The 11,540-nt window shown below is 54.9% G+C and carries 10 protein-coding genes; all 10 read right to left on the reverse strand.

The genetic code is table 11. The features are described from left to right. The 10 genes from mraY to ilvI all read right to left on the reverse strand — a co-directional run bounded on the left by mraY (window position 1) and on the right by ilvI (window position 11,459). Complete coding sequence (gene mraY / locus VF709_RS10500) at window positions 1-1,083, reverse strand: phospho-N-acetylmuramoyl-pentapeptide-transferase (protein WP_149896545.1); 1,083 nt, start codon at window positions 1,081-1,083, stop codon at window positions 1-3. After that, window positions 1,077-2,435 carry a UDP-N-acetylmuramoyl-tripeptide--D-alanyl-D-alanine ligase gene (gene murF, locus VF709_RS10505; RefSeq protein WP_047352030.1) on the reverse strand — a complete coding sequence of 453 codons (1,359 nt, stop codon included), beginning with the start codon at window positions 2,433-2,435 and terminating at the stop codon, window positions 1,077-1,079. Before murF ends, mraY begins: the two co-directional genes overlap by 7 nt. Next, window positions 2,432-3,919, reverse strand: coding sequence for a UDP-N-acetylmuramoyl-L-alanyl-D-glutamate--2,6-diaminopimelate ligase (gene murE, locus VF709_RS10510; RefSeq protein WP_149896544.1), 1,488 nt, complete (start codon window positions 3,917-3,919; stop codon window positions 2,432-2,434). The genes murF and murE overlap by 4 nt, the downstream gene beginning before the upstream one ends. Continuing rightward, a complete protein-coding gene (locus VF709_RS10515) occupies window positions 3,906-5,672 on the reverse strand; it encodes a peptidoglycan glycosyltransferase FtsI (protein WP_023620014.1) in 1,767 nt (588 codons plus the stop codon). Before VF709_RS10515 ends, murE begins: the two co-directional genes overlap by 14 nt. Before the next feature lie 15 nt (window positions 5,673-5,687). Continuing rightward, window positions 5,688-6,053 (reverse strand): cell division protein FtsL, encoded by a 366-nt coding sequence (ftsL, locus tag VF709_RS10520; RefSeq protein WP_008501989.1) that lies wholly within the window; start codon window positions 6,051-6,053, stop codon window positions 5,688-5,690. Continuing rightward, window positions 6,050-6,991 (reverse strand): 16S rRNA (cytosine(1402)-N(4))-methyltransferase RsmH, encoded by a 942-nt coding sequence (gene rsmH, locus VF709_RS10525; protein WP_013095568.1) that lies wholly within the window; start codon window positions 6,989-6,991, stop codon window positions 6,050-6,052. The genes ftsL and rsmH overlap by 4 nt, the downstream gene beginning before the upstream one ends. Window positions 6,992-6,993: 2 nt before the next feature. After that, a complete protein-coding gene (gene mraZ / locus VF709_RS10530; protein WP_040022076.1) occupies window positions 6,994-7,452 on the reverse strand; it encodes a division/cell wall cluster transcriptional repressor MraZ in 459 nt (152 codons plus the stop codon). Window positions 7,453-8,057: 605 nt separating this feature from the next. Continuing rightward, window positions 8,058-9,062, reverse strand: coding sequence for a catabolite repressor/activator (cra, locus tag VF709_RS10535; RefSeq protein ID WP_013095565.1), 1,005 nt, complete (start codon window positions 9,060-9,062; stop codon window positions 8,058-8,060). A gap of 179 nt (window positions 9,063-9,241) precedes the next feature. After that, entirely contained in the window at window positions 9,242-9,733 is a 492-nt protein-coding gene (ilvN, locus tag VF709_RS10540; RefSeq protein ID WP_008501994.1) for an acetolactate synthase small subunit, read from the reverse strand. Window position 9,734: 1 nt separating this feature from the next. Continuing rightward, window positions 9,735-11,459 carry an acetolactate synthase 3 large subunit gene (gene ilvI / locus VF709_RS10545; RefSeq protein WP_149896543.1) on the reverse strand — a complete coding sequence of 575 codons (1,725 nt, stop codon included), beginning with the start codon at window positions 11,457-11,459 and terminating at the stop codon, window positions 9,735-9,737. Window positions 11,460-11,540 lie beyond the last annotated feature (81 nt).

The raw sequence follows: 11,540 nt of genomic DNA on the forward strand, positions 1-11,540 counted from the left end.
TTAACGTACCTTCAGCGTTGCCAGGCCAATCAGCACCAGCATCAGCGAAATAATCCAGAAGCGCACGATGACACGCGGCTCTGGCCAGCCTTTCAGTTCATAGTGATGGTGAATCGGTGCCATACGGAAGATGCGCTGGCCGCGCAGCTTAAAGGAACCGACCTGCAGGATCACCGACAGGGTCTCAACCACAAATACCCCGCCCATGATCACCAGCAGGAACTCCTGGCGCAGCAGCACGGCAATAATACCCAGTGCGCCGCCCAGAGCCAGTGAACCGACGTCACCCATAAAGACCTGGGCCGGATAGGTGTTGAACCACAGGAAGCCCAGCCCCGCCCCGACAATGGCCGTACAGACGATCACCAGCTCGCCCGCGTGACGCAGATAAGGAATGTGCAGATAGTTGGCAAAGTTCATGTTGCCGGTCGCCCACGCCACCAGCGCGAAACCTGCGGCCACGAACACCGTCGGCATAATGGCCAGACCATCCAGACCATCGGTCAGGTTCACCGCGTTACCGGTGCCCACAATCACGAAGTACGCCAGCAGAATGTAGAACAGCCCCAGTTGCGGCATGACGTCTTTAAAGAACGGCACCACCAGCTCGGTAGCGGGAGTGTCTTTTCCGGCCAGATACAGCGCGAAGGCCACGCCCAGCGCAATCACCGACATCCAGAAATATTTCCAGCGGGCGATCAGACCTTTCGTGTCTTTACGTACCACTTTGCGGTAATCATCAACAAGCCCAATGATTCCGTAGCCCACCAGCACAGTCAGCACACACCAGACGTACGGGTTGGATGGATAGGCCCACAGCAGCACGGAAACCACGATCGCGGTCAGGATCATAATCCCGCCCATGGTTGGCGTACCGCGCTTGCTGAAGTGCGATTCCGGACCATCGTTACGCACAACCTGGCCGAAAGAGAGTTTTTGCAGACGGGCAATCATGCGCGGGCCCATCCACAACGAGATGAACAGCGCAGTCAGCAGGCTGACGATGGCGCGAAACGTCAGATAAGAAAAGACGTTAAAGCCTGAGTAATATTTGACCAAATGTTCGGCCAGCCAAACTAACATGTCCCGTTCTCCTGTAATGCGTGCACTACCTCTTCCATGGCGGCACTACGTGAACCTTTCACTAACACAGTCACAATTTGTTTTTCAGCAATCAACGTCTTCAGACGTTCAATCAGTGCGGCTTTATCGGCAAAATGTTCGCCAACCCCGCTGGCATGGCTAATCGCCTGGCTCAGTTTTCCTGCGCTCAGTACGCAATCCAGCCCGGCCGCTTTCGCGGCTTCACCCACCTGGATATGACAGGCTTCGCTCTCATCGCCCAACTCGGCCATATCGCCAACCACCATCACGCGATAGCCTGGCATTTCGGACAACACCTGTACGGCTGCCGTCATCGAACCGACGTTCGCGTTGTAGGAGTCATCCAGCAGCAGTTTGTTTTCTGCAAGCTGGACTGGGAACAGACGTCCCGGTACGGCTTTTAAATTCGCAAGGCCAGTTTTGATCGCGTCATGTGTTGCGCCGACGGCCATCGACAGCGCCGCGGCAGCAAGCGCATTAGCGATGTTATGGCGGCCCGGCAGCGGCAGCAGAACCTCAATGCCTCCCGTTGGGGTATTGAGCGTGAATTCCGTGCCATGCGAAGTCACATGGATCTGGGTCGCGGTAAAATCACTGTCTGCCGCATTAGGCGAGAAGCGCCACGTCTTACGTGAACCGATGATGCTCTGCCAGTTCAACCAGTCGTTATTATCGGCATTCATAATGGCGATACCGTTATCCGGCAGGCCGGTATAGATCTCACCTTTGGCTTTCGCCACGCCTTCAAGTGAACCGAAACCTTCCAGATGCGCGGCGGCCAGGTTGTTCACCAGCGCAGCCTCCGGACGCGTCAGGCTGACCGTCCAGGCAATTTCACCCTGGTGGTTTGCCCCTAATTCAATCACCGCAAAGTCATGCTCTTTGGTGAGGCGAAGCAATGTCATCGGCACGCCGATGTCATTATTTAGATTGCCTGCGGTGTAAAGTGTATTACCGCACTGACTGAGGATCGCCGCCGTCATCTCTTTTACTGACGTTTTGCCCGAAGACCCCGTCAGAGCAACAACGCGAGCCGGCACCTGCTGACGAACCCATGCCGCCAGCTCACCGAAGGCAAGGCGCGTATCCTTCACCACAATCTGCGGTAAATCGATATCGAGTTTGCGGTTCACCAGCAGCGCACCCGCACCATTCTCTTTCGCCTGTTCAGCAAAATCGTGGGCGTCAAAACGTTCGCCCTTCAGCGCCACAAACAGGCACCCGGCGGTCACTTTGCGGGTATCTGTCGTCACGGCGTCGATGGTCAGATCCTGACCATGCAACGTACCCTGCAGGAGGGTTGCCGCCTTGCCGAGCGTTAAGCTGATCATGCCACCACTCCCAACAGACGCGCTGCCGTTACACGGTCCGAATAGTCCAGACGACGATTGCCAACAATCTGATAATCTTCATGGCCTTTACCCGCCAGGAGCACGACGTCGTTCTCCTGCGCCTGCATGATGGCGTTGGTCACGGCTTCCGCACGGCCTTCCACCACGCGGGCACGTCCTGCATCCAGCATACCGGCCAGGATATCGTTGATAATGGCGCGCGGCTCTTCAGTACGCGGGTTGTCATCGGTCACAACCGGAATATCCGCGAACTGTTCGGCGATGGCCCCCATCAACGGACGCTTGCCCTTGTCGCGATCGCCCCCACAACCAAACACACACCAGAGCTTACCGGCGCAGTGCAGACGTGCCGCTTCAAGCGCTTTTTCCAGCGCATCCGGCGTGTGGGCATAATCGACTACAACGGTCGGTTTACCGGGTGCACTGAACACTTCCATACGGCCACAGACGGGCTGCAGACGCTCTGCGGTGTTGAGCAGTTCGGCCATCGGATAGCCCAACGCCAGCAGCGTTGCCAGCGCCAGCAGGAGGTTGCTGACGTTAAACGCCCCCATCAGGCGGCTTTCAATTTCGCCTTCACCCCAGGAAGAGGCAAAGCGAATCGTCGCGCCGCTGTCGTGATAATTAACCTCAACCGCCTTCAGCCAGCGGCCATGGCAGTTCGGATTGATATGGTCTTCCATCGACACCGCAACCGCATCCGGCAGCTTCGCAAGCCAGCGGCGCCCCACTTCGTCATCAGCGTTGATGATGGCCTGTCCATAGTGATGCGTGGAGAAGAGCAGCCATTTCGCGGCCTCGTAATGCTCCATATCACCATGATAATCAAGATGATCGCGACTCAGGTTCGTGAACACGGAGGCGGCAAATTTCAGCGCCGCCACACGATGCTGAACCAGACCATGAGAGGAGACTTCCATCGCGGCAAAGGTCGCCCCCTGCCTTGCCAGACCAGCAATTACATGTTGTACGTCAACCGCGGAGCCGGTGGTGTTTTCCGTCGGGCTCACTTTACCCAGCAGCCCATTCCCCACGGTGCCCATTACGGCGCCGGTTTCTCCCAGCAGTTGCGCCCATTGCGCCATCAATTGGGTGGTCGTGGTTTTACCGTTAGTGCCCGTCACACCCACCAGACGCAGTTGGTCTGAAGGCTCGTTATAAAAACGTCCCGCCAGTGCGGAGAGTCGCTCATTCAACTGGCTAAGGTAGATAACCGGCACACCGTGCATTTCACGGATTTCACCGTCGGTTGCCTCATCTTTTGCCTCAGCAATAATGGCAGCTACACCTTGCGCAATCGCCTGCGGGATATATCGACGCCCGTCCGCCTGATGACCAACTACAGCCACAAAAAGATCGCCGGAAGCAGCCACACGGCTGTCCAGTACCATCTCCCGTAGCGCTCGCTCAGGTGCGTTTGGCACCCACGGAACGAGAAGGTCGCGCAAATTACGATCTGCCACCTGTACCCTCGCCTTGATTAATTACAAATTCACTTTTTTCGCCCGTTGCCAGCGCGTCCGGTTCAACGTTCATGGTGCGTAATACGCCGCCCATGATGGCGCCGAACACAGGCGCTGAAACGGCGCCGCCGTAGTATTTACCCGCCTGTGGATCGTTAATGACGACCACCAGCGCAAAACGCGGATTGCTTGCAGGCGCAACGCCTGCGGTATAGGCAATGTATTTGTTGATGTAGCGGCCGTCTGGCCCCACTTTTTTCGCCGTACCGGTTTTAATGGCGATGCGATAGCCTTTGATCGCCGCCTTCACGCCGCCACCGCCAGGTAGCGCCACGCTTTCCATCATATGCACAACGGTACGAACGATAGATTCCGGGAAGATACGCTCGCCCGGAACCGGTGGATCAACTTTGGTAATCGACAGCGGGCGATAGACGCCATAGCTGCCAATCGTTGCGTAGACTCGCGCTAACTGTAACGGGGTTACCATTAGCCCGTAGCCGAAAGAGAAGGTGGCCCTCTCTATGTCAGACCACCGTTGTTTTTGAGGATATAAGCCACTGCGTTCTCCGACCAACCCCAAATTGGTCGCCTTTCCTAGCCCAAAACGTGAGTAAGTCTCTACTAACGCTGAGGACGGCATCGCTAACGCCAGCTTTGAAACACCGACGTTACTCGACTTCTGTAATACCCCGGTCAGGGTCAATTCGCTGTAGCGCGCCACGTCTTTAATCTCGTGGCCGTTGATTCGGTAAGGGATCGTGTTCAGAACCGTGTTCTCATTGACGATGCCGCGTTGCAGCGCCGTCATCACCACCATCGGCTTCACCGTGGAGCCAGGTTCGAACACGTCGGTAATGGCACGGTTACGCATTGCATCTTTGGCGGTACCGGTAAAGTTGTTCGGGTTGTAGGACGGGCTGTTGGCCATCGCCAGCACTTCGCCAGTGCTGACATCCACCAGCACGGCGCTGCCCGACTCCGCCTTGTTAAAGGCCACGGCATTGTTCAGCTCGCGATACACCAGCGCCTGCAGGCGTTCATCAATGCTCAACGCCAGGTTATGCGCGGCCTGGCTGTCTGTGGAAGAGATATCTTCAATGACGCGACCATAGCGGTCTTTACGCACGATTCGCTCACCCGGCTGACCGGTAAGCCACTTATCGAAGCTTTTTTCAACCCCTTCAATCCCCTGGCTGTCGACGTTGGTAAAACCAATGAGGTGAGCGGTTACTTCGCCGGAAGGATAGTAACGGCGAGACTCTTCTCGCAGATGGATACCCGGGAGCTTCAGTTTTCTGATGTAATCGGCCATGTCAGGGTTAACCTGACGCGCCAGATAGATAAAGCGCCCTTTCGGGTTGGCATTAACGCGGGACGCAAGCTGATCCAACGGCATTTTCAGGGCGTCAGACAGCGCTTTCCAGCGGTTGTCGAGCGTGATACCACCGGCATCGTGCAGCTCTTTCGGATCGGCCCAGATCGCCTTCACCGGTACGCTCACCGCCAGCGGACGACCGGAACGATCGGTGATCATCCCGCGAGATGTGGAGACTTCCTGTACGCGCAGAGAGCGCATATCGCCCTGGCGCACCAGCATGTCAGGCGCGATGATTTGTAGCCACGCCACACGTCCCAGCAGGAAGCCCAGCGCGAGTAAAATGCAGCCGCAAAGCAACGCAAAACGCCAACTGATAAAGTTGGCCTGTTCTTCCTGACGTTTTGGTTTTAGCGTTTTTGCCGCTGCTCTCATGCGTCGCGTTTTCCCTTATTTTTGTACTACGATATTTTCCTGGGAAGGATCAACATGCTGCAATTGCAGCTTTTCTGTTGCGATCCGCTCGACCCGGCTGTGATCGCCGAGGGCGTTTTCTTCAAGGATCAGGTTTCGCCATTCAATATCCAGCGCATCGCGTTCCAGTACCATCTGCTCGCGTTGCGCAGTCAATAAACGTGTGTGGTGGGCTGTCGTCACCACCGTTACTGCCGTCACAATGATGCAAATGAACAAGCAGAGTGGCAGCTTCCCAAACCGCAAAAGATCGTCGCCGATCACGCCAGGCAAGGCATGGCGCTCGTTGCTTCCTAACGAATCCTTAACTTTGCTTAGGGTCTCTGTCACTCTGCCGATCATGCGTTCGTCCTCTCTGCAATACGCAGCACTGAACTACGGGCGCGTGGATTCTCTGCCACCTCTTCTTCGCCCGGCATCAACTTGCCTAATGCTCGCAACTGACGGCCACCCAGCTTCCTGAGTTGTTCTTCCGTCATCGGCAGCCCTGCTGGCACCTGTGGACCGCGGCTTTGTTCGCGCATAAAGCGTTTCACAATACGGTCCTCCAGCGAATGGAAGCTGATGATGGACAACCGCCCTCCCGGGGCCAGCACGTCGAGCGAGCTTTTTAGCGCCAGCTCTATTTCCTCCAGTTCACTGTTTACCCAGATGCGAACCGCCTGGAAGGTACGGGTCGCGGGGTGTTTGTGTTTATCCTTCACCGGTGTTGCCGCCGCAATCACCTCGGCCAGCTCTTTCGTGCGGGTCATCGGCTCAATACGATTGCGCTCAACAATGGCGCGCGCGATGCGCTTGCCAAAACGTTCTTCGCCAAAGGTTTTGATCACCCAGGCGATATCGGCTTCATCTGCGGTCTGTAACCACTCGGCGGCAGACTGACCGCGCGTGGGATCCATGCGCATGTCCAGCGGGCCGTCGCGCATAAAGGAGAAGCCGCGTTCAGCATCATCAAGTTGGGGTGAAGAGACGCCAAGATCGAGAAGAATCCCGTCGATCTTGCCTGTCAGGCCGCGCTCAGCAACGTAATCCGCCAGCGCAGAGAAAGGTCCATGCACGATGGAAAAGCGTGGGTCATCGATGGTTTGCGCAACAGCAATCGCCTGCGGATCGCGATCAATTGCCAGCAGACGTCCTTCCGCTCCAAGCTGGGAGAGGATCAAACGCGAGTGGCCACCGCGACCAAAAGTGCCATCAATGTAGATGCCGTCCGGACGAATATTCAGGCCGTTGACGGCCTCATCCAGCAACACCGTTGTATGTTTATAATTTTCCATCATATTTATAGAGACAAGTCCTGCAGCCGTTCCGACAAGGTTGCGGAATCAGACTGCTCAGCGTCGATATCTTCCTTGACCTGTTGATACCAGGTCGTTTCGTCCCACAGTTCAAACTTGTTGAACTGACCGACCAGCATCACTTCTTTGGTCAGACCGGCATGCTGCCGCAGCACGGGCGCAATCAGTAATCGCCCTGCACTATCCATCTGACACTCACTGGCATGCCCCAATAACAACCGCTGCACGCGGCGTTCCTGTGGGTTCATGCTCGACAGTCGCGACAGCTTTTGCTCAATAATTTCCCATTCAGGTAAAGGGTAAAGCAGCAGGCAGGGGGAGTTGATGTCAATGGTGCAAACCAGTTGACCCGTAGCGTTCTCGATCAGCTGGTCGCGGTATCGGGTTGGTACCGATAAACGCCCCTTACTGTCGAGATTGACTAACGTTGCTCCACGGAACATGCCAGTCTCACCCCTCCTCACCACTTTAACCCACAAATTCCCACCTAAAGGAGTTTACGGAGCGAGGGAAAAGCTTGTCAAGCCAGGACTCTCTCTATACGAACCCGAAAGGGCTCTATTTACAGAGATAAACAGTCCTGGTTAATAACTGCACAACTGGCGAGGCAAAATTAACGTTATGAATATTTGTAAGAAAAAAACCGAATATGCACACTAGCGTTAAGGCTCACTCAATATCATCGCATCGAAATATAAAGTGTCAGTTTGCGACGCGGGCAGCATTTTAAGACATATTCACAGGGGATAACAGCGCCACATTCACCACAATGCGCAATGAACGAACCGGCTGGCAGGCAAGCACGCTGGAGCAGGGGAAAAACGTCTGAATATTCATCGACCGGGCAGCTTTGTAACAAAACAATACAAAGACAGGCTTTATAAATCGTATAAATGTTCTTTCAAAGGCATTTTAAAACGCCTGAAAGAATAAAAAAAATAGCAGGTTCTGATTCCTAAGGAATCGTCCTAATTTTTCTCCGGGAATTATTTGACAGAATTATCCAGAAAAAAGAGGGGGCAGTTTTCGCTGCCCCCGTCTCATTTCATTAATGGCGGCTTAAAATTCCGCGACGGTAGAGATTACGTTTGATGCGCGTCAGCCCCGGCTTCGGTTTACGTGGTTCATCAAGGCTCGCGAGAACGATCTCCAGCACGCGCTCCGCCACATCACGATGGCGCTGCGCGACGGCCAGGACCGGACATTGCAGGAAGTCGAGCAGTTCGTTATCACCGAAGGTGGCGATAGCGAGATCGGAAGGCAGCTTACCATCCCGACGCAAAGTGACATCCATCACCCCCTGCAGCAACGCAAATGAAGTGGTGAACAGCGCCTGAGGCATCGGGTGCGTCTCCAGCCATTTCTCGAACAGCTGCGCAGCGGCTTCGCGTTCATAACTGTTGGCATAAAGGTAGTGAACCTCGCGCGGGTCGTCTTTCCATGCCGTTCTGAAGCCTTGCTCACGCAGGAAACTCACAGAGAGCTCAGGCAACGCCCCAAGATAGAGTACGGTTTCAGCCGGAAAGGTTCTCAGCTCCGCGGCCAGCATTTCCGCGTCATCCTGATCGGCACCGACGACACTGGTAAAATGCTCTCTGTCCAGGGCGCGATCCAGTGCAACGATTGGGAACGGATCGTTCGCCCAGCGTTGATAGAAGGGATGCTCGGGTGGCAAGGAGGTCGAAACGATGATCGCATCAACCTGACGCTGGAGCAGATGCTCAATACAGCGCATTTCGTTATCAGGCTGATCTTCAGAGCAGGCAATCAGGAGCTGATAGCCACGCTGGCGAGCCTGACGTTCAAGATAGTTAGCGATGCGGGTGTAGCTGGTGTTTTCCAGATCGGGGATCACCAGACCAATCGATCGGGTGCGCCCGGCACGTAAGCCCGCTGCGACAGCATTCGGGTGGTAGTTGTGCTCACGAACCACCGCCATGACTTTCTCAACGGTTTTGTCGCTGACACGGTACTGCTTTGCTTTACCGTTAATCACATAGCTGGCCGTAGTTCGTGACACGCCGGCTAGCCGGGCGATTTCATCCAGTTTCACAATTGCCCCTTAAAAAAAGAAAAGAGTCCATGGCCCTGTCAAGGTTATGGTTAAATCTTTTAACATCTAAACGCAGAATAGCTTTCGCGGCAACCGCTTTTATCTGTGTTATCGGCGTATTACGCAAAAAAAAGCCCGGCTTTGGTGACCGGGCTGAAAGAGGCGAACCTTATTGCCTGCTAACGCATGATTTTCTCGCCGCGCGAAAGGCCGACAACGCCCGACCGCGCAACTTCAACAATTTTTGCTACATCCCTTACGGACGCCAGGAATGCGTCCAGCTTGTCACTCGTTCCCACCAGCTGAACCGTATATAAAGAAGGGGTAACGTCAATAATCTGCCCACGGAAGATATCCGCGTTGCGTTTAACCTCTTCACGGCCGTAACCGCTGGCCTGAATTTTCACCAGCATGACCTCACGTTCTACATAGGCCCCCTGCCCCAGTTCGCTCACGCGCAGAACATCGACAAGTTTGTGTAACTGTTTCTCGATCTGCTCAAGCACCTTGGCGTCGCCGACGGTCTGAATCGTCATGCGCGACAGCGTAGGATCCTCGGTAGGGGCAACGGTCAGACTCTCAATGTTGTAGCCGCGTTGTGCAAAGAGTCCAATAACGCGTGACAGTGCGCCAGACTCGTTTTCCAGTAATACAGATAATATCCGGCGCATATCAGGTTCTCTCCGTTTTACTTAACCACATTTCGTCCATACCACCACCGCGAATATGCATCGGATAAACGTGCTCTGTGCCATCGACAATGACATCCATGAAAACAAGGCGGTTATTTTTGACGTGTTCAAGCGCTTCAGCAAGTTTCGCTTCCAGCTCTGCCGGCTCAGTCACCCGCATCCCGACATGACCATAGGCTTCGGCCAGACGAACAAAATCCGGCAGCGATTTCATGTAGGAGTGAGAATGGCGGCCAGAGTAGATCATATCCTGCCACTGCTTCACCATACCGAGATAACCGTTATTCAGGTTCAGAACCAGAACCGGCAGTTCATATTGCAACGCGGTGGAGAGTTCCTGGATATTCATCTGAATGCTGCCGTCTCCCGTCACGCAAACGACGGTTTCATTCGGCAGCGCAAGCTTCACCCCCAGCGCGGCAGGTAACCCAAAACCCATTGTCCCCAGACCACCAGAGTTGATCCAGTGACGTGGTTTATCAAACGGATAATAAAGCGCGGCAAACATCTGATGCTGACCTACATCAGAGGTGACATAGGCTTCACCTTTCGTCAGACGCCAGAGGGTTTCGATCACCGCCTGCGGCTTAATGTTTTCGCTTTGGGTATCGTATTTCAGACACTGACGTGCTCGCCACAACTCGATCTGTTGCCACCAGTCGCGGATCTCATCCAACGGTTGTGAAGGGGTTTCCTGCGATAGCAGATCCAGCATTTGCTCCAGAACCTGTCGCGCATCCCCAACGATCGGCACATCCGCCGGTACCGTTTTCGAAATAGACGTAGGATCGATATCAATATGCAGCACGGTGGCGTTCGGGCAGTACTTCGCCAGATTGTTGGTCGTGCGATCGTCAAAGCGCACGCCAACGGCAAAGATCACATCCGAATGATGCATCGTCATGTTGGCTTCATAGGTACCGTGCATCCCCAACATACCCAGAGCCTGGCGGTGCGTTGCCGGGAAGGCGCCCAGTCCCATCAGTGACGAGGCGACAGGAAGGTTTAGTTTTTCGGTCAGCTCACGCAGTTGCGCTTCACAGGCTGAGTTAACCGCGCCGCCGCCGACATAGACCACCGGTTTTTTCGCAGCCAGAAGCGTGTGTAACGCACGTTTGATCTGACCTTTGTGGCCCTGTGTCGTTGGGTTGTAGGAGCGCATGCTTACCGTTTCCGGCCAGACATACTGCAGCTTGTTTGCCGGGTTAAGTATATCTTTAGGCAGATCGACCACCACAGGACCAGGCCGCCCACTGGCTGCCAGCCAGAAGGCTTTTTTCAGTACGCCGGGAATGTCTTCAGTTTGCTTCACCAGGAAACTGTGCTTCACAACGGGGCGTGAAATCCCCACCATGTCGCACTCCTGAAATGCATCGTAGCCAATCAGTGACGTTGCGACCTGCCCGGATAGAATGACCAGCGGGATGGAGTCCATATAGGCTGTCGCAATACCGGTAATTGCGTTCGTCGCGCCGGGGCCGGAGGTGACCAATACCACGCCCACTTCACCCGTCGCACGCGCCAGCCCGTCAGCCATGTGCACCGCCGCCTGCTCGTGGCGCACCAAAACATGGTCAATGCCGCCTACCGTATGAAGCGCATCATAAATATCCAGAACTGCGCCTCCAGGGTAGCCGAACACCTGCTTAACGCCCTGATCGATTAACGATCGGACGACCATTTCCGCGCCAGACAACATCTCCATGCTTTGCCTCCAGGCATTTTGTTATAGACGAACTGCAGAATTCATTTCCACACCGTCTTACGATCGTGATGAACCAATCTT

Source organism: Enterobacter sp. Lyrl_3, from assembly GCF_051948675.1.
GTDB classification, from domain to species: Bacteria; Pseudomonadota; Gammaproteobacteria; order Enterobacterales; family Enterobacteriaceae; genus Enterobacter; species Enterobacter cloacae.